At 67.1% G+C, this 21,942-nt stretch carries 20 protein-coding genes; 8 read left to right on the top strand and 12 right to left on the bottom strand.

All coding sequences use genetic code 11. From position 1 onward, the window contains the following. Positions 1–70: 70 nt before the first annotated feature. The 3 genes from ASF51_RS06065 to ASF51_RS06055 all read right to left on the bottom strand — a co-directional run bounded on the left by ASF51_RS06065 (position 71) and on the right by ASF51_RS06055 (position 3,391). Complete coding sequence (locus tag ASF51_RS06065) at positions 71–1,423, bottom strand: sugar ABC transporter substrate-binding protein (protein WP_157412025.1); 1,353 nt, start codon at positions 1,421–1,423, stop codon at positions 71–73. An 80-nt stretch (positions 1,424–1,503) separates the two neighbouring features. After that, the gene (locus ASF51_RS06060) at positions 1,504–2,454 is read right to left on the bottom strand and encodes a carbohydrate ABC transporter permease (protein ID WP_055926536.1); all 951 of its coding nucleotides are present in this window, start codon (positions 2,452–2,454) and stop codon (positions 1,504–1,506) included. 1 nt (position 2,455) lies between these two features. Beyond that, the gene (locus tag ASF51_RS06055; protein ID WP_055926534.1) at positions 2,456–3,391 is read right to left on the bottom strand and encodes a carbohydrate ABC transporter permease; all 936 of its coding nucleotides are present in this window, start codon (positions 3,389–3,391) and stop codon (positions 2,456–2,458) included. Positions 3,392–3,613: 222 nt separating this feature from the next. Between ASF51_RS06055 and ASF51_RS06050 the strand changes: the two genes are divergently transcribed. Beyond that, entirely contained in the window at positions 3,614–4,603 is a 990-nt protein-coding gene (locus ASF51_RS06050) for a LacI family DNA-binding transcriptional regulator (protein ID WP_055926532.1), read from the top strand. A gap of 36 nt (positions 4,604–4,639) precedes the next feature. Here ASF51_RS06050 and ASF51_RS18985 read toward each other — a convergent pair whose 3' ends face one another. Continuing rightward, entirely contained in the window at positions 4,640–4,813 is a 174-nt protein-coding gene (locus tag ASF51_RS18985; RefSeq protein ID WP_157412024.1) for a hypothetical protein, read from the bottom strand. A 100-nt stretch (positions 4,814–4,913) separates the two neighbouring features. After that, positions 4,914–5,246, bottom strand: coding sequence for a hypothetical protein (locus ASF51_RS06045; RefSeq protein ID WP_055926531.1), 333 nt, complete (start codon positions 5,244–5,246; stop codon positions 4,914–4,916). 181 nt (positions 5,247–5,427) lie between these two features. On the opposite strand from ASF51_RS06045, the gene ASF51_RS06040 reads away from it, so the two are divergent. From ASF51_RS06040 to ASF51_RS06025, 4 genes are all read left to right on the top strand, one after another. Continuing rightward, positions 5,428–5,694, top strand: coding sequence for a hypothetical protein (locus ASF51_RS06040; RefSeq protein ID WP_055926529.1), 267 nt, complete (start codon positions 5,428–5,430; stop codon positions 5,692–5,694). 93 nt (positions 5,695–5,787) lie between these two features. Further along, positions 5,788–6,276 carry a hypothetical protein gene (locus ASF51_RS06035; RefSeq protein ID WP_055926527.1) on the top strand — a complete coding sequence of 163 codons (489 nt, stop codon included), beginning with the start codon at positions 5,788–5,790 and terminating at the stop codon, positions 6,274–6,276. 34 nt (positions 6,277–6,310) lie between these two features. Further along, positions 6,311–7,768 carry a flotillin family protein gene (locus ASF51_RS06030; protein ID WP_055926525.1) on the top strand — a complete coding sequence of 486 codons (1,458 nt, stop codon included), beginning with the start codon at positions 6,311–6,313 and terminating at the stop codon, positions 7,766–7,768. A 153-nt stretch (positions 7,769–7,921) separates the two neighbouring features. After that, a complete protein-coding gene (locus tag ASF51_RS06025) occupies positions 7,922–8,890 on the top strand; it encodes a DMT family transporter (protein WP_055926523.1) in 969 nt (322 codons plus the stop codon). 67 nt (positions 8,891–8,957) lie between these two features. Here the strand turns inward: ASF51_RS06025 and ASF51_RS06020 are convergent, their stop codons facing one another. After that, positions 8,958–10,244: an MFS transporter gene (locus tag ASF51_RS06020; RefSeq protein ID WP_055926522.1), complete on the bottom strand. Its 1,287-nt coding sequence runs from the start codon at positions 10,242–10,244 to the stop codon at positions 8,958–8,960. Between the two features lie 115 nt (positions 10,245–10,359). On the opposite strand from ASF51_RS06020, the gene ASF51_RS06015 reads away from it, so the two are divergent. Together ASF51_RS06015 and ASF51_RS06010 are read left to right on the top strand one after the other, a co-directional pair. Beyond that, positions 10,360–11,046, top strand: a complete 687-nt coding sequence (locus ASF51_RS06015) for a GntR family transcriptional regulator (RefSeq protein WP_055926520.1) — start codon at positions 10,360–10,362, stop codon at positions 11,044–11,046. 94 nt (positions 11,047–11,140) lie between these two features. Next, positions 11,141–11,743, top strand: a complete 603-nt coding sequence (locus tag ASF51_RS06010) for a hypothetical protein (protein WP_055928001.1) — start codon at positions 11,141–11,143, stop codon at positions 11,741–11,743. Between the two features lie 360 nt (positions 11,744–12,103). Here the strand turns inward: ASF51_RS06010 and ASF51_RS06005 are convergent, their stop codons facing one another. Further along, a complete protein-coding gene (locus ASF51_RS06005) occupies positions 12,104–12,796 on the bottom strand; it encodes a response regulator (RefSeq protein WP_055926518.1) in 693 nt (230 codons plus the stop codon). Between the two features lie 13 nt (positions 12,797–12,809). Next, entirely contained in the window at positions 12,810–14,441 is a 1,632-nt protein-coding gene (locus tag ASF51_RS06000; RefSeq protein WP_055926515.1) for a sensor histidine kinase, read from the bottom strand. A 191-nt stretch (positions 14,442–14,632) separates the two neighbouring features. Here ASF51_RS06000 and ASF51_RS05995 point away from each other — a divergent pair, with 191 nt between their 5' ends. Beyond that, positions 14,633–16,057 (top strand): cation:dicarboxylate symporter family transporter, encoded by a 1,425-nt coding sequence (locus ASF51_RS05995; protein ID WP_055926510.1) that lies wholly within the window; start codon positions 14,633–14,635, stop codon positions 16,055–16,057. 84 nt (positions 16,058–16,141) lie between these two features. Here the strand turns inward: ASF51_RS05995 and yicI are convergent, their stop codons facing one another. The 4 genes from yicI to ASF51_RS05975 all read right to left on the bottom strand — a co-directional run bounded on the left by yicI (position 16,142) and on the right by ASF51_RS05975 (position 21,835). Further along, positions 16,142–18,442, bottom strand: a complete 2,301-nt coding sequence (yicI, locus tag ASF51_RS05990; protein ID WP_055926507.1) for an alpha-xylosidase — start codon at positions 18,440–18,442, stop codon at positions 16,142–16,144. 29 nt (positions 18,443–18,471) lie between these two features. After that, positions 18,472–19,455, bottom strand: a complete 984-nt coding sequence (locus ASF51_RS05985; protein WP_082479681.1) for a carbohydrate ABC transporter permease — start codon at positions 19,453–19,455, stop codon at positions 18,472–18,474. 11 nt (positions 19,456–19,466) lie between these two features. After that, positions 19,467–20,432, bottom strand: coding sequence for a carbohydrate ABC transporter permease (locus ASF51_RS05980; RefSeq protein WP_055926504.1), 966 nt, complete (start codon positions 20,430–20,432; stop codon positions 19,467–19,469). A gap of 107 nt (positions 20,433–20,539) precedes the next feature. Next, a complete protein-coding gene (locus tag ASF51_RS05975) occupies positions 20,540–21,835 on the bottom strand; it encodes an extracellular solute-binding protein (RefSeq protein ID WP_369797288.1) in 1,296 nt (431 codons plus the stop codon). Positions 21,836–21,942: the final 107 nt, after the last annotated feature.

Genomic DNA, 21,942 nt, shown 5'->3' with positions numbered 1-21,942 from the left:
ATTCTCTTTCAGGTGTGCGTGAAGACGGCCCCCGCCAGCTGGCTGACGGGGGCCGTACGGATGCAGGAGGCTAGCTGCCCGCCTTGACGGTGAAGCCCTGCTCGTTTCCGTAGTCGGCCGTGGCCTTCTGCCACGCCTCGAGACCGGAGTTGAGGTCGGACTTGCTCGAGTAGGCCTTGCCCACGGTGTCGTTGAAGATGCTGTTCGAGTACACCTGGAAGGGCAGGTACTGCCATCCCTTCACGACGTCCTTCGACGACTGCACCAGAACCTGGTTGATCTTCTGTCCACCGAAGTAGGGGCTCTCGTAGTTCAGGAACTCATCGCTGTTGAGGTCGGCGACGGTCGACGGGAATCCGCCGGCCGCGATCGACGTCTGGGTTCCTTCGCCCTCGTTCATGTACTGCAGGAATCCGGCCGCGGCCAGCTTGTTCTTGCTCTGCTTCATGATCGCGTCACCGCCGCCGCCGTTCTCGGCGCTGGCGGCCGCTCCGGGCTCCCACGTCGGCATGGGCGCGACGCGCCAGTCTCCGGCCGCGTCCGCGACGCCGGATTCCAGGTTGCCCGGCATCCAGGCACCGATGGTCAGTGTGGCGATGCTGCCGTCGGCGAGGCCCTTGTACCACTCGTCGCTCCACGACGAGATCGGCGAGACGAGGTCGCCCTCGACGAGCTGGCTCCACGTGTCGGCGAACTTCTTCGAGCCCTCGTCCTGCAGGTTGATCGAGACGTCGGTGGAGTTCTCGGTCTTGTACGGCTCGCCGCCCGCCTGCCAGATCATGCTGGTGGTGAAGCCGGCGTCACCCGTGTCGTTGGTGATGTACTTCGTGGGGTCCGCGGCGTGCAGCTGCTTCGCTGCGGCGACGTACTCGTCCCACGTGGTGGGCACGGCGATGCCGTACTGGTCGAAGACGGCCTTGTTGTAGAACAGCGCCATGGGGCCGGAGTCCTGCGGGAGGGCGTAGACGCCGCCGTCGAGGCTGACCGAGTTCCAGGTGCTGTCGGTGTACTCGTCGGCGAAGGAGTCGAAGCCGAAGTCCTTCAGGTCGACGAGCGAGTCGCTGAGCGCGAACTGCGGCAGGGCGTAGTACTCGATCTGGGCGACGTCGGGCGCGCCCGATCCGGCCTTGATCGCGTTCTGCAGCTTCACGTACTGGTCGTTGCCGGTACCGGCGTTCACGACGTTGACGGTGACCTTCGGGTGCTCCTTCTCGAAGTCCTTGGCGATCTGCTCGACGGCGGGGGCCCAGGCCCACACCGTGAGCGTGGTCTCGGTGTCGAGCGCCTTGGCGATATCGTCTGCGTTGCCCGTCTCGGCGCCGCCGCCGGCGGAGGAGCAGGCGGAGAGGGCGAGTCCCAGGGCCAGAGCCCCGGTGAGTGCCGCCGCGCCTCTGCGGAGGCCCTTGTTGCTGCGAATCTTCATGTGTATGCCTTTCACTTCCTTGTGGTGTTGAACTGGTGGTGCGATGGAGGATGGGTTCGGGTGGCGGGGGCGCCGGCCGATCAGGCCTTGACGCTTCCTGCGGAGAGGCCTGACTGCCAGTACTTCTGCAGGAACAGGAACGCGACGATGATCGGAACGATCGTGAGCAGCGAACCGGTGACGACCAGGTTGTAGATCGCGTCGCCGCCGACGGTCTGCGACTGCGCGTTCCACTGGTTCAGCCCCACCGTGAGGGGGTACCAGGTCGGCTCCGACAGCATGATCAGGGGCAGGAAGTAGTTGTTCCACGTCGCGACGACGGTGAACAGCAGCACCGTGACGATGCCGGGCGTCAGTAGACGCAGCGAGATGGTGAAGAAGGTGCGCATCTCGCCGGCGCCGTCCATGCGCGCGGCCTCGAGCACCTCGGTCGGCACGGCGTCGAGCGCGTAGGTCCAGATCAGGTAGAGGCCGAACGGGCTGATCAGCGACGGCAGGATGATCGACCAGGGCGTGTTGGTCAGGCCCAGCTGGCTGAACATCAGGAAGGTGGGCACCGCGAGGGCCGTGCCCGGGATGGCGACCGCGCCCAGCACGACGGCGAAGACGCCCTTCTTTCCGGGGAAGTTGAATTTGGCCAGGCCGTAGCCGCCGAGTGCCGCGAGAAGCGTCGCACCGCCGGCGCCGACCACCACGTACAGCAGCGTGTTGCCGAACCAGCGCACGAATTCGCCGTTGCCGTAGCTGAGCGTCTGGGCGATGTTGTCGAAGAGCGAGAAGTCGCCGCTGAACCAGAGGCCGAACGAGCTGAGCAGCTCGGACTGGGTCTTCGTGGAGCTGACGAACAGCCAGAACAGCGGGAAGAGGGCGTAGACCACCATCACGGACATCACGATCGTGAGCAGGATCGATCGGCGCTGGTGCACGCCTCGGCCCCCGAGGGAGCGCGTGTGCCTCGTCGCTCGCGACGACGACCGGGCGCTGCGGGTCGGGGCCGTCGTGGACGGGACGGGAATTGTGGCCTGGGTCATCTCAGACCTCCTTTCGCGAGCCGCGATTTTGCACGATGAGGGCGATCACCGCGGTGGCGACGCCCATGACGATGGCGATCGTGGCCGCGTAGTTGTACTGCTGCCCTGAGAACGACAGGTTGTAGGCGTACATGTTCGGCGTGAACGACGTGACGATGGTGTTCTTCGCCAGGGGCTTCAGGATGTTCGGCTCATTGAACAGCTGGAAGCTGCCGATGATCGAGAAGATGGTGCCGATCACGATGGCGGGGCGCAGCGCCGGCAGTTTGATGCTGCGGATGACGCGGAAGTGGTTGGCCCCGTCGAGCTCGGCCGCCTCGTAGAGGTCGGTGGGGATGACGCGGAGGGCCGCGTAGAACAGCAGCATGTTGTAGCCGACGAACTCCCACGTGACGATGTTGCCGATCGAGGCCAGAACCCACGCGTTCGAGAGCGGGTCGGGCAGCGAGATGCCGAAGAAGTCGTTGATGTTGGCGACGAGGCCGAAGCGCACGCCGTACATGAACCCCCACATGAGCGTCGCGACCACCGCCGGCACGGCGTAGGGCAGGAAGATGCCGATGCGGAAGAACGCCGGGAAGTGCAGACGGGCACTGTCGATCGCGAGAGCCGCGAACAGTGCGAGCAGGAGCATGATCGGAACCTGCACGACGAGGAAGATGGACACCCGGCCGAGCGACTCCCAGAACTTCTGGTCTCCCAGCACCTGGATGTAGTTGGCGAGTCCGACGAAGGAGTTGCCGCCGACGAGCTGGTCCTTGAAGAAGCTCAGATAGATCGAGTAGACCACCGGGGCGATCAGCACGAAGGCGAAGATCAGCATGAACGGGCCGATGAACTTCCAGCCGGTCCAGTCCCGCTTCGCCTTGTGCGGGGCGGCACGCCTGCCCAGGCGGGGCTCGACCGCAGCGGTCGGATCCTGTGACACCGTCGTCATTTCACATTCTCATTCTTCTAGAGAGAGTCTCTGCGTGAGAGACGTTGACATCCGCCGCGCGGATGTTTACGTAAACACGATGGGATGACGCTAGCATGTTTACGTAAACAAATGCCACGCGGATGTGCGATCCGGTCGCGTGCAGACAATCGGAGAACAGTGAGCGCTCGAGAAGACGACGATGTCACCGACCAGCTTCCCCGCCCGCAACGAGGGCCTTCGATGGCCGATGTCGCCGCCGTGGCAGGCGTCTCTGCGCAGACGGTGTCGAGAGTCGCGAACGGGCTGAACAACGTCGAGCCGTCGACGAAGGAGAGAGTCCTCGCGGCGATGAGCCAGATCGGCTATCGGCCGAACAGCGCCGCCCGCGCGCTGAAGACCGGCCGGTTCAATTCGATCGGCGTCATCATGTTCACGCTGTCGACGTTCGGCAACATGCGCACGCTCGACGCGATCGCGACCGCCGCGACGCAGGCCGGCTACTCCATCACCCTGATCCCGATCGCCCTGCCGACCCAGGGTCAGCTGCTCGGAGCATTCACCCGGCTGAGCGAACAGGCCGTCGACGGCGTGGTCGTGATCGCGGAGTCGCACATCCTCGACCGGGCCGACATCTCACTGCCCACGGGCATGCCGGTCGTGATCGTCGACTCCGACGCCGACGACACCTACGCCGTCGTCGACACCGACCAGACGGCCGGGGCGCGCGACGCGACCCGACTGCTCCTCGACCTCGGTCATCGCACGGTGTGGCACGTGTCCGGGCCGGAGGCGTCGTACTCCGCCGCCCGGCGCAGGGATTCGTGGCTGCACACCCTCACCGAGGCCGGCATCGAGGCCCCACCCGTTCTCGTCGGCGACTGGTCGACCAACTCGGGCTACCAGCACGGCCTCGCCCTGGTGAAGAACCGCGACGTCACGGCCGTGTTCGCCGCCAACGACCAGATGGCGCTCGGACTCATGCGCGCGTTCCACGAGAACGACCTCGCCGTTCCCGAGCACATCAGCGTCGTGGGATTCGACGACATGGAGGAGTCGAGCTCGTTCTGGCCTCCGTTGACGACGGTGCACCAGGACTTCAGCGCCGTGGGGCGACTGTGCATCGAGCAACTCCTCGCCCAGATAGACGGCTCGAGGCCGTCGGGCGGAGCGACGATCGTTCCCACCGTGCTCATCGAACGGCAGAGCACGGCGCCTCCCCGTTCGCTCTGACGCCGTCGGGTCTGAGCCCGTTCGGTGTGACGCTGACTACAGGGGCGGGGTCACCGTGTGGTTGATCTCCCAGCCGGAGTCCCACTCCTCGTCCGAGAAGAACGTGCCCATCTCCTCGGTTCCGTAGGGAATGGCCTTCGAGTTGAGGGAGCGTCGAGGTCGCGCGGGCGGCGGCGGCGTGATGTCATCGTCGTCATTCGTGGCACCCATCCGGCTCACCTCCTGTGGCTCGTTCTCCGCCGCTAGAGTACGTCGTCGATGCCGGGCGCAACAGGTCTAGGCAACACGGGCCTCGTGAGGCACAATGCGCTCACACGTGTCCGCGGGGGTTCCACGAGGGCGGCGTGCCCGGCTCCTCCGTGTAGACGAGGCCCTGTCCACTGTTCGACGATGCTGCCAGCAGGTCGATCCACTCCCTGTTGACCGGGCCGAGTTTCGAGTCGTGGAAGCGGAAGTAGAGGGGGAGGGCGGGCGTGAGCCAGATGCTGGAGCGGCCGCTTCCGACGGCGACATCCTCCTTCCACGAGAAGAAGAAGCTCTCGCCGCGACGAAGCTTCGCTCCGATGACGAGCTGCAGGTGCAGGAGCGCCCGATCGGCGATGTCGATCTCGAGTTCGGACCGTGCGTAAATCAGTTTTCCCATTGCTCTTCTCTTGGTGCGCGCGCCTCCGTACAGCGAGACCGGACAACTGTAGGGAAGATCGCGAATCGACATTCTGGGACTTGACAAAGACGTCCCCGATTCGGATCGTTCGAATCTTTGGCGTGTCGCGAACGCGCGCCTATGCTCGTCACTATCGAACATATATTCGAATGATCGGAGCATGATGAGCATCTCGTACACGGCCGAAGCGGTCACCCTCTGGGTCGACGACGACGTGCCCTCCCGCATGGTGTGGAACGGGCGGCGTTGGCGCGTCAGCGACATGCCCACCCCTCTCGAAGACCTCGCGTGGTCGCGCGTCACGCACCCCCCGATCGTTCGCGGCTGGCGGTTCCAGGCCACCAACGAGCTCGGTGTGAGCTTCGTCTTCGACGTGGTCTGGTCGGTCTCCGATCGCGAGTGGTCGCTCGTGCGCGTCTACGACTGAGACCGTGTCGTCGGCGCGCTCGCAGCGCGCAAGACCTGACAGGGCACCCCTCGTTAGGGCATGCTAGAAGAGCTACGACACGAAAGGTGCCGCATGCTCCCGTTTCTCATCGTCGGCGCGGTCGGCCTTCTTCTGCTGCTCTCGAGCATCATCGTCGGCGATCTGCTCGACCTTATCGGGGCGGGTGACGGCCTCGTCTCCGGCATAGCGATCGGCGCCGCCCTGTCGATCTTCGGCGTCGCGGGCATCATCACCGTCTCGAACGACCTGCCCACCTGGCTCACCTACGTCATCGCCGTGGCGCTCGCCCTCGTCGCCCTCGTGGCCATCCAGCTCTTCGTCAGCCACATCGCGAAACAAGAGAGCGGCGGCCACTACTCGCCCGTCGGCCTCGTCGGCGTCACTACCGTGACCACCGGCCCTGCCGGCGGAGAGGTGAACCTCGACGACGTGCGCGAGCTCGAACGGCGACTCGCCTTCAGCGACGCGACCCTCGCGGCGCAGACGCGCATCCGGGTCGTCGAAGAAGACGGCTACCGCGTCAAGGTCGAGGCGATCGTCGAAGACGCACCCGCCTCCTAGAGCCATAGTCCCCTACAGAGAGGAAGCCCAGTACATGGACTTCATCAGCAGCAACACGTCCATCGTCTCGGTGGTCGTCGTCATCGTCATCATCGTGGCGTTGCTCGGCTTCATCGCCAGCCGCATCCGCCGCGTTCCGCCGAACCAGGCGCTCATCGTCGTCGGCCGCGGCGCAGCCAAGGGCGCCGCAGAGGGCATCACGTCGCCGCAGAAGGTCATCATCGGCGGCCGCACGTTCATCTGGCCCATCTTCCAAGAGGGCTTCAAGCTCTCGCTCGAGCAGTACCAGACCTCGGTCGACGTCACCGCAATAGACAGCAACTTCATCCGCACCTCGGTGAAGGCCACGGTCAACTTCAAGGTCACCGGCAGCGAAGACGGCGTTCGCCGTGCCGCCCAGCGCTACCTGCTGCAGCAGGCGAAGCTTCCCGAGATCGTGCAGCAGTCGCTCGAAGGTTCGCTGCGTGGACTCATCGGCGGCCGGGCCGTCGACGAGCTGGTCAAGAACTTCGCGCAGCTCGCGCAGGATGCCGTGACCGAGACCAAGGGCGAGCTCGCCGAGCTGGGCCTGCAGATCGAGACCCTGAACATCCGCGAGATCGAGACCCCCGGCTCGACGTACCTCGCCGACCGCGGTCGCGCAGAGGCCGCCCAGGCCCGCCAGATCGCCGAAGTGCGCGAGGCCGAGACCGTGCGCGCCGCGGCCCTGTCGCGCATCGAGAACGAGCAGCTCACGGCAGAGCGCCAGCGCGAGCTCGACATCCGAGTCGCCTCGATCAAGGCAGACACCGAGCGAGCCAATGCCGAGGCGGATGCCGCCGGTGAACTCGCACGCGCCGAGCAGGCCACCTTCGTGGCCGGCAAAGAGCGCGAGGCCGTGGTCGAGCAGGCCAAGGTCGCCGAGCAGCGACTCAACATCGAGGTGCGCCAGCCCGCCGAGGCGGCTGCCTACGCCGCGGTGCAGAAGGCCCAGGCCGATCGCGACACCGAGAAGGCCGCCGTCGATGTCGAGGTCTACCGTCGTCAGCAGACGGCAGAGGCCGCCCGCACCGCAGCCGTCAACGAGGCCGAGTCGATCACCGCCCTCGGAAACGCCAACGCCGCCGCCACACGGGCACGGGGTGAGGCCGAGGCCGCCGCGGTCAAGGCTCTCGCCGAGGCGCAGAACCTGCTCAGCCGCGAAGCCCTCGCCTCGCGCGCCATCGACGCACTGCCCGAGGTCGCGCGTCGCATGGCCGAGCCGCTGTCGAACGTCGACAACATCTCGATCATCTCGACCGACGGTGCGAGTGCGCTCACGAAGTCTGTCGCGCAGAACATGACCGAGCTGCCCGAGGTCATCAAGCAGGCCACGGGCCTCGACCTCAGCGCACTGCTCGCAGGGCTCGGCGGCGGCATGGTCGCCAAGTCGACTCAGGGCGCGGGCAGCACCGGCGCGCGCACCACGGCGGCGCCCGCCACAGAGGCCGACACCGAGTCGCCCGTCATCTAGCACCTTCCAGCTAGCACCCTCCATCGAGCGCGGGTGTTCGCGTCGAACGCGGTGGTTCAGCCACCGCGCATGGCGTGAACACCTGCGCTCGACTGGCACTGTGACGTCGGAATCCCGCTAGAGCCAGTCCGCCGCTACCGATACCGTGAACCCATGAGCACCACGCACCGCACCGCCGAGGGCACCACGAACGTCTCGGCGGCCATCCAGTTCGCTTCGATGGGAATCGTGTGGGGTGCCAGCTTCCTCTTTATGAAGGTGGCCCTCGAGGGCACCTCGTTCGGCCAGGTCGCCTGGAGCCGCCTGGTGCTCGGCGGTCTCGCCCTCGGCGTGGTGATGCTCATCACCCGCAGCGCACTCCCCCGCTCGCCGAAGGTGTGGGCGCACTTCGTCGTCGTGGCCATCTCCGGGTCGGTTCTGCCCTATCTGCTCTTCGCCTGGGCCGAGCAATACGTGTCGAGCGGGCTCGCGAGCATCTACAACGCCGTCACCCCGATCACCACCGCCCTCATGGCCACTCTGGTGTTCCGCGTCGAGAAGCTGTCCCGCGCGCAGATTGTCGGCGTCGCTGTGGGAATCGTCGGAGTCATCGTGATCATCGGCCCCTGGCGCTTCGTGCCCTCGGCCGCCGCGGCCGGCTCGCCCGTCACCGAGCTCGCGGGCCAGCTCGCCTGCCTCGGCTCTGCCGTCTGCTACGGATTCACCTTCAGCTACCTGCGCCGCTTCATCACCGGTCGGGGCGTCAGCGGCGTCACGACGGCCTTTATGCAGATCGGCCTCGGCGGTGCCATCATGCTGCTGCTCACGCCCGTCGTCGCGATCGGCGCCGTGCAGCTCACACCCGCGATCGTCGCCAGCCTGCTCGTCCTCGGAGTCGTGGGCACCGGCTTCGCCTACCTCTGGAACATCAACGTGCTGCTCACCTGGGGCCCGACCGTGACATCCACCGTCACTTACCTGACGCCGATCGTGGGAGTCGCCCTGGGCATCCTGGTTCTCGGCGAGACCCTCTCGTGGAACGAGCCGCTGGGCGCCGTGCTCGTGTTCCTCGGCATCCTGCTGGCGCAGCGCAGACTCCGCTGGCCCCACCGATCGCCCGCTCGGGCACGCGAGAGCGCGTAAACGTTGCCCTTGGCGACGGATGTGCCCAGGCCACCGGCAACATCCGTCGTCACGGGCACCAGGCAGCTCAGAGCCGGTCGCGCTCCTCGCGCATGCGCGGCACGAGAGGGATCGCGGCCACCGGGAACAGGGCGACCACCACGAAGGCGAGCGGATAGCCGACGAGCCCGATCAGCGCTCCGACAGCGGGGCCCACGATCGAGGCGGCCACGTACTGTCCGGTGTTCTGCACGCCGAGGGCGCGGCCGCTCCAGGCCGGCCCCGCGGTCTCGGCCACCGAGGTGAAGGCCAGCCCGTTGTCTGCGACGACCACGACCGTGGCGATCACGAAGACGACGGCGGCGGCACCCCACGCCGCGGCATCCGAGAGGGCGAGCAGCAGCATCACGGCGCCCGCCGACATGGCGACCCAGCGCAGCGGGCGCACGCGGCTGCCGAGCCTGTCGCTCCACACCCCCACGAGGATGCGCCCGATCGCGCCCACGAACTGCGCGGCTCCCACGAGAACTCCGGCGGCGAGCGGCGTCCAGCCGAGCTCGGTGACCAGCCACACCAGCCCGAACGTCGACACGGTGAACTGCGGCACGACGAGCAGAACCGACACCACGTGGATGCGCCACAGGAACGCGCTTCCCCGGTAGGGATTGGCGGGTCGCGCCGTAGAGACAGCCGGCACACCGGGCGCCGTGGGCGCGTCGCTTACCCCGAGCGAGCCGGATGCCGCGGGCGCGTCCGCCGCTCGCACCTGCACCGCGGGCGCATTGCGGATGCCGACCCCGCAGGCCACGGCGAACACGCCCGCAATCACGCCGGGAACGAGCAGGGCGAGCGGCACTCCCCCGGCCTCGGCCGCCACGGGCACGGAGACGGCGGCGATCGTCACTCCGAGCGGCACGGCCATCTGCCGGATGCCCATGGCCAGCCCGCGCCGCGAGCTCGGGAACCAGCGCACCACGAGCGAGCCGCTTGCCGAGTTCGTGCTGGCAGAGGCCATGCCTCCGAGAAGCAGGAAGACACCGATCGCGACGTATCCGTCGACCGTCATGGCGAGGAACGCCGCCGCCGAGGTGAGCGCGAGACCGACGGCGATCACCCCGCGCTCCCCGATGCGGTCGACGAGCGCGCCCCAGGCGAACAGGGTCAGCACCATGCCGACCGTCGGCGCCGACGCCAGCAGCCCCGCCTCGGCCAGGGTGAGTCCGCGCTGCGTGTGCAGCAGCAGGATGAGGAACGCGGGCGTGTTGATGAAGACCGTTCCCGCGGACTGCGCCCCCAGCCCGAGGCCGAGGTTGATCCAGGCGCGGGCGGGGATGCGCACGGTCGCGCGGTCGGATGCTGTCTCCGTGGAGGTCATGGGGCCGTTCCTTCGTCCGACCTCCGGGAGGAGGCACATTGGTATACCATTACGGTATACCAATTGCTGAATGCCGCAACCGCGCTGAAGAATCAGGCAAGGAGCAGGGACACCCATGGCCGACGACGTCGAGCGCTCATCCCAGACGGCGCAGTTGTACGAACGACTGCGCACCGCGATCCTGACCCTCGAGCTGCTGCCCGGCCAGAGCCTGGCCGAACGCGGCCTCGAGTCGCGATTCCAGGCATCCAGAACCCCCGTGCGCGCCGCGCTCGTTCGTCTCGAGGCCGAGGGTCTCGTGCGCCGCGACGGCCGCAGCTACGCGGTGGCGCCGATCGACCTCGACGAGATCGCGCAGCTCGCCGAATACCGCGAGGCGATCGAGACCGCGGCGGCCCGACTGGCCGTGCGGAGGGCATCCGACGAGCAGCTCGATGAGCTGGCAGACGAGCTGAACGACGCCGCAGATTCGAGCGCCGCCGGTGACAGCGTGCAGGCGGGAGGCGACTTCCACGCCCGCCTCGCGGAGCTCGCCGGCAATCCGTTCTTCGGCACGGCGGTCGCCGCCTCCCTGCGCCGCCTCGAGAGAACCCGCTGGCTCGAAGCCCGCTCGCCCGAGGCCCGCAGCTACGCGCGCGACGAGCACCGGCGCATCCTGCACGCCGTGCGCGGGCGCGACGCCGAGCTCGCCACGACATTGATCGCCGAGCACATCCGCGGAACCCACGAGCGACTGCAAGACGCCGTCGCCACGAACGACTGGCGCCGGGCGCAGCTGCTGCCAGCACAGACTCATGCGTGACCAATTCAGGAGGAGCGCATCGCCGACGCCACTATCCACACGGCTAAGCTCTCCTCCTGAATTGATGACGAGCCTCGACGCCTATGCTGGCCCGATGGTCACCGAACACCGCTTCACTGGTCGCATAGCCGGCTTCGGCACGGCGTCGGGCACTCGAATCGTCGTGGGCATCTGGGCCGAGTCGCCGCTCGGCGCCTTCACCGACGTGATGCTGCAAGATGTCGACGGCCACCGCACGCTGCTCGCTCCGAGCGACGAGATCGCCGAATTCGTGTCGTCGACGTACTCGTTCGACGAGGTGAGGGTGGTGCCCATAACGACGAGGCGCGTCGACGGCGGCATCGCGGTGACCGCGGGCGACCTGTCGGTGCGGATGCGCGTGGGCGGCCTCTCGACGCTCGGCCGGCTGCTGCGCGTGGTGCCGTCGCTGGTCGCGACGCATCCGGCGTGGCTCCGGGTGATCGATCCCGTCGCGAGCCGCCTCGTGGCGGGAGTGCACACGGCCGGCACGGCGGGCAACGGGAGGCGGGAGTTCTACGGGGTGACGCTCATCCGGGATCTCGACGACGTCGTGGCGACCCGTTCGGGTGAAAGCCTGGGCGCGATGACCCCGCTCGATCCGCCGGTGACCTTCGGATTCGGATCGGCCCCGCCCGCCCCCTCGATCGTCGACGTCGTGACGACCATCCGGGAGTAGCTGGTCGAATAGGTCGCCTGCGTCCGTATCGAGGCCACCGTGTCACTGAGGTGCGGAAAGTGGCCGCATCAACCGTCGGCGAAGCGGCCACCTTCCGCACTTCAGTGTGTTACGCGACCGGCGCATACCGGGACGCAGAGGCAGCCGGCAGCTCGACGTCTCCGCCCAACCTGGCGAATGGGCGGAGATACGCCACACCAACGCAGTATTCGGGTCGGATGTGCCCATCTCCGCCCATTGCGCTGTCGAGTAGGCCACGAAGCCGCCGCATCGTCGACGTCGTGACGACCATCCGGGAGTAGCTGGTCGAATAGGCCGCCCTTCGACAGGCTCAGGGAACGAGCGACCGGCGCAGGGCGGTCACGCGCGCCAGCGGTACTCCACCTCGGGGCGGCCCGGCGTGCCGTAACGCGGCGCCCTGTCGGCGCGACCCGAGTCGGCCAAGTACTCCAGGTACCGCCGTGCCGTCACCCGCGACGCACGGATCTCCTCGGCCAGCTCCCGCGCCGACACTCCCCCGCTCGACTCGAGCAGCAGGGTCGACACGGCACTGAGCGTCTCCGGGCTCAGCCCCTTTCCGAGGCCGGGGTCGTTCGACGTGCGCAGCGCCGCGAACGCACCGTCGACATCCCTCTGGCTCGCCACGGTCGGCGACTGCGCGAACAGGCTGCGGAAATCGCGGTAGCTCGTGAGCTTGTCGGTGAACACCCCGAACGTGAACGGCTTGATGAGGTACTGCACGATGCCCGCCGCGATCGACGCCCGCACCACCTCGGCACTGCGCACCGCCGTGATGGCGATCACATCGACGTCGACCCCGCCCGCGCGGATGCGCCGGCACAGCTCCAGCCCGTCGATGTCGGGCAGGTTCATGTCGAGCAGAATGAGGTCGATGCGCTCGGCTGTCTCGCCCAGCGACGCCTTGAGCAGCCGCACCGCCTCGGCACCGGTGTGCGCGATTCCGCCGACCTCGAAGCCGTCGAGCCTGCCCACATAGAGGGCGTGCGCCTCGGCCGTCAGCACCTCGTCCTCGACGATCAGCACCCTGATCATGGCCCGAACCCCCTCACGACTCGACCCGCGCGGGCATCGGCAGAGTCACCGTGAACACGGCGCCCACGTGCTCGCTCAGCTCGATGACCCCGCCGAGCCGGGCGACCGTCTGCCGAACGAGGGCCAGCCCGAGGCCCCGGCCGAAGGCATCCGATTCTTTCGTCGAGAACCCGCGCCCGAACACCCGCTCGCGCGCCTCGTAGTCGATACCCGGGCCCGAGTCCGAGACCTGCACCACGAGGTCGTCCTCGCCGTCGCCCAGGCCGAGGTAGACCTCGACCCACGGCTCGGTGCCGGGGGCGGTTCCGGATGCGGCCGCGTCGAGCGCGTTGTCGACGAGATTGCCGAGGATCGTCACGACGTCAGCCGGTTCGAAGCCCTGCGTGCCCGGCTCGAGGTGCGTCTCGAGGTTGAGCGCCACCCCGCGCTCGCGCGCCTGGGCCGCCTTGCCGAGCATCAGGGCGGCGATCACGGGTTCGTCGATCGAGACCAGCACGCGGTCGGCGAGCCGCTGGCTGAGGTTGAGCTCGTCGGCGGCGAAGCGCAGCGCCTCGTCGCTTCTGCCCAGCTCGAGCAGCGACGCGATGGTGTGCAGGCGATTGGCGAACTCGTGGGTCTGCGAGCGCAGCGCATCGCTCATCGTGCGCATCGACTCGAGCTCGCCGGTGACCCGCAGCAGTTCGGTGCGGTCGCGCAGCGTGGTGACGGTTCCGAGAGACCGGATGCGGCCCGAGCCGCCCTGGGTCTCGGGCGGCAGGGCCGGCTGATGGTTCACGACGAGCACGTGGTCGCGAGTCACGAAGACCTCGTCGCGCGCCTCGCCCTCGCTCAACAGCAGGGACTTGAGCGACGCCGGGATGTCGAGCTCGTCGACCGGCCGCTCGGGGCCGCCCGGGGTGAGGCCGAGCAGATCGGCCGCGTGGTCGTTGTAGAGCACGAGCACCCCTCGGGCGTCGACGAGCACCAGGCCCTCGCGCACGGAGTGCAGCACCGACTCGTAGTAGGCGAACACCTGGCCGAGCTCCTCTGCTCCGCGGCCCGCCGTGACCCGGCGCAGGTAGCGGCTGAACAGCCACGACACGAGCGCGCCCACCGCGATCATCGCGGCGCCGGCTACCAGCAGCAGGTGCACCCGGGGCCAGAATGCGGCGTCGACCTGGCTCAGCGTGATGCCGGCCGAGACGAGGGCCACGACACTTCCGTCGGCCCCGATGATCGGTGCGACCGCGCGTACCGACGGCCCGAGGGTGCCGGTGTACGTCTCGGTGAAGCTCTCACCCGCGAGCGCGGGGGCGATCGTGCCCAGGAACTTCTTGCCGATCTGCTCGGAATCGCGGTGCGTGTACCGCGTGCGATCCGGGGCCATCACGGTGATGAAGTCGACGTCGGTGTCGTCCATCAGGGTCACGGCATAGGGCTGCAGCACGGCGGAGGGATCCGGCTGCTGCACGGCGTCGATCACGAACGGGTTGTGGGCGACGGCCTGGGCGGTGACCATGCTGCGCGTCGACGCGTCCTCGGTGGACCGGCCACGGGCATCCAGAGCCAGCAGCGCGACGGCGAGGCCGACGGCCACGATCACGAACACGGCCTGCACGGCGAACAGCCGAGCGGCGATGCTGACCCGTCGTCGTCGACCGTTCATCTGCAGCTCCTTCGCGCTCCGTCGCGCCTCTGCCGCCCTACGCTACGCGTCGCCGGGCCCTTCCGTCGACCGGATCGCGAACAGTATGAACACAACCGCCTCCTGCGTCGTGGTCGCGCGCAGGATGACCTCAGTAGTTCAGGCAGAGTCGCCACGGTGTTGTGGCGGCCCCTCACGAAGGCAGGCATTCCATGAGCACCACATCGGCATCGGGCCGCAAGACCCGCAAGAAGCTCGACAAGAACCACTATCTCTACATCGCGGTGATCATCGCCGTGGTGGCCGGCGTCATCGTCGGGCTCGTCGTTCCCGAGTTCGCCAAGACGCTGGCCCCGATCGGCACCGCGTTCGTCGGCCTGATCAAGATGATGATCGCGCCGATCATCTTCTGCACGATCGTGATCGGCGTCGGCTCCATCGCGAAGGCCGCGACCGTGGGCAAGGTCGGCGGCCTGGCGCTGGGCTACTTCATCGTGATGTCGACGTTCGCCCTGGCGATCGGCCTCGTGGTGGGCAACCTGCTGCATCCGGGTGAGGGCCTCGACATCTCGGCTGCGAGCTACGACACGAGCAACATCGTCGCCGAGTCGACGGAGGACTTCTTCCTCGGCATCATCCCCGTGTCGCTCTTCTCCTCGCTCGTCGACGGCAGCATCCTGCAGACCCTGTTCGTGGCGCTGCTCGTGGGCTTCGCGCTGCAGAAGATGGGCGACAAGGGCGCGCCCATCCTCGGAGCGATCAAGTCTCTGCAGGCGCTGGTCTTCCGCATCCTGTCGATGGTTCTGTGGGTCGCCCCGCTCGGCGCGTTCGGCGCCATCGCGGGCGTCGTGGGCTCCACGGGCTGGGGCGCCGTCGTTGCACTCGCCACCCTGATGATCGGCTTCTACGTGACGTGCGCGATCTTCGTGATCGTCGTTCTCGGAACGCTGCTCAAGCTCGTCACGGGCGTGAACATCTTCTCGCTGATGAAGTACCTGGCCCGCGAGTACCTGCTCATCGTCGGAACCTCGTCGTCGGAGGCCGCGCTTCCCCGCCTCATCGCGAAGATGGAGCACCTCGGCGTCTCGAAGCCGGTCGTGGGCATCACCGTTCCCACCGGCTACTCGTTCAACCTCGACGGCACGGCCATCTACCTGACGATGGCGTCGCTGTTCATCGCCAGCGCCATGGGAACCCCGATGACAATCGGCGAGCAGATCGGCCTGCTGCTGTTCATGATGATCGCCTCGAAGGGGGCCGCCGGGGTCACCGGCGCCGGGCTTGCGACGCTCGCCGGCGGGCTGCAGTCGTTCCGTCCCGACCTGGTCGACGGCGTGGGCGTGATCGTGGGAATCGACCGCTTCATGTCGGAGGCCCGCGCCGTGACGAACTTCACCGGCAACGCTGTGGCGACGCTCCTCGTCGGAACGTGGACCGGCGAGGTCGACAAGGGTCAGGTGCGCAACGTTCTGGGCGGCAACGACCCGTTCCAGGAGTCGAGCATGAACCCGGATGCGCACGCGTCGGACGCCCCGGCCGAGGTGGCGGCGGCGGACGCCGACCCGGCGGTTCCGTCGACCGCCTCCCTGCACGCCCTCACGGGAGTCGAGCCCACGAAGGCGGCGCCGCGCCGCTGAGTCGGGCGCGCCCTGCGCGGGTGTTCGCGCGCGGCGCGGTGGTTTCGCCACCGCGGTGCGCGCGAACACCCGCGTTCGCGCGCGTCAGACGACGGTGGTCGTGACGACCACCCCCGACTCGGATGCCACGGTGGCGGTGCCGCCGGAGCGCGTCACCGTGAACGTGGCGGCGCGGCCATCCGGAGCGGTCACCGTGACCGAGGTCTCGCCGTCCGGCCCGGGGTACACCCGCAGCTCGAGGCCGTCGAGGTAGTCGTAGTCGGGTCGATCGGATCGCGCGCCGACCGGGAGCACGGCCCCCTCGCGCACATACAGCGGCAGCGACAGGAAGCCGTGCTGCTCGGTGCGCCAGCCGCCGCCGGCGACGACCTCTCCCGTGAAGTAGTTCGTCCAGCGCCCGGCCGGCAGGTAGAACTCGACCTCGCCCGACTCGGAGAAGACCGGCGCCACCAGCAGGTCACGCCCGAGCATGTACTGGGTGTCGAGGTGTGCGGCACCCCTGTCGTCGGGGAACTCGAGCGCCATCGGGCGCAGGATCGGCGTTCCCCGCCGCGTGGCCTCGAGCCCGGCGGCATAGAGGTACGGCATCAGCTGGAGCTTGAGGTTTGTGAAGAAGCGGGTGACGTTCGTTGCGCTGTCTTCTGCTTCGGTCTGCCCTGAGCCTGTCGACGGGTCGAATGCCCACGGCACGCGGTGCGAGTTCGAGCCGTGGAAGCGACTGTGGCTCGACAGCAGGCCGAAGGCGGTCCAGCGCTTGAAGACCCCCGCGTCGGGCGTGCCCTCGAAGCCTCCGATGTCGTGGCTCCAGAAGCCGAAGCCGCTGAACGCCAGCGACAGCCCGCCGCGCAGCGTCTCGGCCATCGACTCGTAGGTCGACGTGGAGTCCCCGCCCCAGTGCACGGGAAGGCTCTGCCCGCCGACCGTCGCCGACCGCGCGAACAGCACGGCGTCGCCGACGCCGCGCTCCTCTTCGAGCACCTCGAACACGGCCTTGTTGTAGAGCTGCGCGTAGTAGTTGTGCATGCGCTCCGGGCTCGAGCCGTCGAAGTAGTCGACCTCCAACGGGATGCGCTCGCCGAAGTCGGTCTTGAAGGCATCGACTCCCTGGCGTTGCAGCACGCGCAGCTTGTCCTTGAACCACTCCGTCGCGCCGGGGTTGGTGAAGTCGACGAGCCCCATGCCCGCCTGCCACAGGTCCCACTGCCAGACCGAGCCGTCGGGGCGCTTCACGAGGAAGCCCGCCTCCTTCGCCTCGGCGAACAGGGGAGAGCGCTGCGCGATGTACGGGTTGATCCACACGCAGATGTGCAGGTCCTTGTCGTGCAGGCGCGACAGCATGCCCTCAGGATCGGGGAACACTCTCGGGTCCCACTCGAAGTCGCACCAGTTGAACTCGCGCATCCAGAAGCAGTCGAAGTGGAAGACGCTCACGGGCAGTTCGCGCGCGGCCATCTCGTCGATGAACGACGAGACCGTCTCCTCGTCGTACGAGGTGGTGAACGATGTGGACAGCCACAGGCCGAACGACCACGCGGGCACGTGGGCCGGGCGGCCGGTCAGGGCGGTGTACCGCTCGAGGATCTCGGCGGGCGTCTCGCCGTGGATGACGAAGTACTCGAGGCCCTCGCCTGCGACCGAGAACTGCACGCGCTCGACCGACTCGGAGCCGATCTCGAAGGAGACGTGGCCGGGGTTGTTGACGAGTACGCCGTAGCCGCGGTTCGTGAGGTAGAACGGCACGTTCTTGTAGGCCTGCTCGCTCGACGTGCCACCGTCGGCGTTCCACACGTCGACCGTCTGCCCGTTCTTCACGAGCGGACCGAAGCGCTCGCCGAGCCCGTAGACCAATTCGCCCACGCCCAGCGACAGCTGCTGAACCGTGTAGTTCGGGGCGAAGGCGCGGGCCGTGCCGCCACGCGCATTGCCGACCGGGGCGCCGTCGAGCTGCGCATCCGGTCGCACCTGCATGTGCGCGGTCGACTTCGGACCCGCTGTCGTGAGCACCCGCCCACCCGCGGAGAAGCTGAGCCCGTAGGGCGCGCCCTTCTGCACCGTGACACTCAGGTCACCCGAGGTGAGCACGCCCCGCTCGTCGGAGACCTCGACGACGCCGTGCCCGTCTTGCGCCCCGAGCAGGTCGAAGCCCAGCTCGTCGCGACCTCCGGAGAAGTGCGAGACCTTCACCCCGATGATGTTCGGCAGCGGCGACGACAGCGCCACGGTGAGCACGGGACGGTTCAGCACGTCGCCCCGCTTCTCGATGACCATCGTCGGCGCGGTCACGACGATGCCGTTCTCGCCCTCCGGCCAGATGTCATACGCCTCCTGCGCGTAGAGGGGGGTGACGCCGGGGCGCAGCTGCCAGAAACCGTCGGTGAACTTCATATATGCCCCTTAATGTGCACTGCGTGTTGTTACTTGGTCGAACCGGCGGTGATTCCGCGGGTCAACGTGCGTTGGAAGATGAGGAAGAAGATGAGGGTGGGAATCAGACCGAGCAGGGCCGACGCACTCGTGGTCGTCACATCCATCAGCCTGTCGCCCTGCAGGGCCGTGATCGCGACCGGAACCGTCTGGTTCGCGTTCGACACCAGGAAGGTGAGAGGGATGAGGAACTCGTTCCAGGTCCAGATGAAGAAGAAGATCAGCAGCACCGAGAGTGTCGGACGGCTGATGGGCACGACGACGCGTCGCAGGATCTGCCAGCGGTTGGCGCCGTCGAGCGAGGCTGCCTCGATGATCTCCTTCGGGAACGTTCCGAAGACCGCCGACAGCAGATAGGTGCCGAACGCGCTCTGCACGACGGTGAAGATGATGATGACGCTCCACACGTTGTCGTAGAGGCCGACCTGCTTGAACATGAAGTACAGCGGGTAGAGCATCGCCTCCTGCGGCAGCGTGTTGGCGATCATGAAGAGCACCAGAACCCAGACACGGCCCTTCACCCGGCCGATGCCGATGGCGTAGGCGTTGAAGACCGAGACGATCACGGCGAAGACGGCCACGGTTCCGCTGATGAAGAAGCTGTTCCAGAGCTTCTCGGGAAAGTTGACCCGCTGCCAGAAGCTCGCGATTCCGTCGAGGTAGATGTTGGTCGGGAGGCTGAGCGGCCCGCCGTTGGCATAGTCCGAGGGCGACTTGAACGAGTTCACCAGAATGATGAGGAACGGCACCGCGACCAGCACGGCGACCACGATCACGGCGATCAGCAGGATCCAGTCGCCGACGGTGCGGCGCGGCTTCTGCCGGTGCGGCTTGAGCCTCGCGTTCCCTGAGCCCGTCGAAGGGCGGTCGTTGCCCGAGCGTCCGCTTCCCGAGCCGTCGTTCCCTGAACCGTCGTTCCCTGAGCCGTCGTTCCCTGAGCCGTCGTTCCCTGAGCCCGTCGAAGGGCGTTGCATTGTCGAGGTCATCAGCGTTCGTTCTCCAAACGTTCTGCGCGGTTCTGGGCGAGGATGAAGATGATCGTGATCGCGACGACGACGACGGTCAGCGCGGTGGCGATCGTCGCTCCGTAGCCCACCTGCTGGCTCTGGAAGAACTCGCTGTACGAGTAGTAGCTGGGCACGATCGTGGAGTTGCCCGGGCCGCCGCGGGTGAGGGCGTAGATCGGGCCGAACACCTTGAGGGCCGCGATCGTCGCAGTGAGCACCACCACGTAGATCTCGGGGCGGATGATGCTGACGGTGATCGACGTGAAGCGCTGGAACCAGTTGGCACCGTCGAGCTCGGCGGCCTCGTAGAGTTCCGGGTCGACGCGCTGGAGCGCGGCCATGAAGATCACGACCGGGTAGCCGATCTGCACCCAGACCATCACGACCATCACGCTGGCCAGGGCCGTATCGGGACTGCCCAGCCAGTTGTGCTGCAGGGATCCCAGGCCGATCGTCTCCAGAACCGTGTTGAGCGCCCCGTTCTCGGGCCGCAGGATCCAGCCGATCACGATCGCGGCGATGGCCACGGGCAGAATCTGGGGCAGGTAGTAGGTGGCGCGGAGGAAGCTCGCGAGCCTGCCGCCGAACTTCTTGCCGACGAGGTCGAAGAGGAGGGCGGCAAGCACCAGGCCGGCGAGGGTCGGCACTACGACCATCGCGACGATCATGGCGACGCTGTTCTGGAACGAGACCCAGAACTTGTCGTCGCCCATGAGTTTGGCCCAGTTGTCGAGACCGATGAATTCTGGCGGGCGGATGCCGCGGTACGACGTGAAGCTGAGGTAGATGTTCCAGATGAGGGGAACGAGGATGATGATCGTGAACAGCACGAGGCCGGGGATCAGGTAGAGCCAGAAGCCTCGTTTTCGCACTCCGGGGAGCAGGCTCATCTCCGGTGCTCGGCGACTCCGTGCGATGACGGGGGCGGGTGGCAGCGTTGCCATGGGGTGTCCCTTTCGTGCGGTCTGAGGGAGTGAAGTGGGGGGCCTTCGGCGGACTCGGGGAACGGGTTCGTTCCCCGAGCCCGTCGAAGGGCGAGGGGACGAGAGGACTATTCGCCTGTGATGTCCGCCACGCCGGATTCGTACTCGTCGCCGAGCGTGGTGTTCATCTCCTCCGGGGTGGTCGAGCCGTTGAGCAGCTCCTGCGTCGCCGCCACGATCTGGTCGTAGAACGTCGAGGTGGGCCAGTCGGGGTAGAACGCCAGCCCGTCACGCTCGGTGAGCGTGTTGAAGTTGGCGATCAGCTCCTGGCTCTTCGGGTCGGTGATGTCCTCTGTGTTCGCCGCGACGGGCACGCCACCGTTGTTGCCGATGAGGGCCTGGATCTCCGGACGCATGGTGATGTCGATGAACTTGTACGCCAGATCCTTATTGGCAGCGTTCTCGGGAACCACCCACAGGTTTCCACTGGAGCCGGGAGCCATCTCCGATCCGGGGAAGAGGAAAGTTCCCCAGTCGAAGCCGGTGGCCTCGTTGATGACGCGTCCGTACCACCACGAGCCCGACACCATGATCGGATACTGGCCCGACATGAACGAGACGCCCATGTCCTCGGCCTTGATGCCCGTGACATCCTTCGAGATGTAGCCCTTGTCGACGTACTCTGCGAGCTTCTCGCTGGCGTAGCTGAGCTCTGGACCCTGCCAGTCGACCGGGTTCTTGTAGAGCTGGTAGTCGTCGACGAAGTCTCGGTCGCCCTTGGAGAGTGCGAGCTGATACCAGAGCTGTCCGATGGGGTACTCGGCGCCGGCCTCGGCCAGTGGTGTCACGCCGTTGTCGACGAACGTCTGCAGGGCGGCCTCGAACTCGTCGTAGGTCGTGGGCACGGCGATGCCGTACTTCGCGAACATGTCCTTGTTGTAGTAGACCTCGACGAACTCGCCGTAGTTCGGGATCCCGTACCAGGAGCCCGAGCCCATGACGCCCTTGTCGTCGTAGCGCGCGGTCGTCTGCAGTGACGGGGCGAGCTTGTCGGCCCACCCGTACTCCTCGACGGCATCATCGATCGGGGTGAGCAGTCCCTGGCTGGCCAGCAGACCCGCCGTGGCGTTTCCCTTGTTGTATTCGAGAATGTCGGGGGCTTCGTTCGAGTTGAGCACCTGGCTGGCCGTCGAGCGGATCTGTTCGAAGCTCTTCGCCTCGAACTCCACCTTCGCGCCGGTCTCCTTCTCGAACGTCTTGATGGCCTCGTCCCATGCGATGCCCATCGCGCTGTCCTCGCCCTCGAAGTGCCATAGCTTCAGCGTGTTGGCGTCCTCTTCTGACGCTCCGGCCGAGCAGCCCGAGAGCAGGGCTCCCGCGGCGATCACGGTCGTGAGCATCGTGAGTGTGCGTTTCATTTTCATGTGTCTACCTCCTTGTAGGGATGAGTTGCCGGCCGGGCCGGCGATGGTGCTGTGGGTTTCGAGTGGCGTATCGACGATCGTCGAAGCGCTTCGACAATGCGCGCGGA

Origin of the sequence: Agreia sp. Leaf283 (assembly GCF_001422485.1) — a bacterium.
GTDB lineage: Bacteria > Actinomycetota > Actinomycetes > Actinomycetales > Microbacteriaceae > Agreia.
The sequence above is the reverse complement of the archived record's forward strand: the minus strand, read 5'-3'. Positions and strand labels throughout refer to the sequence as shown.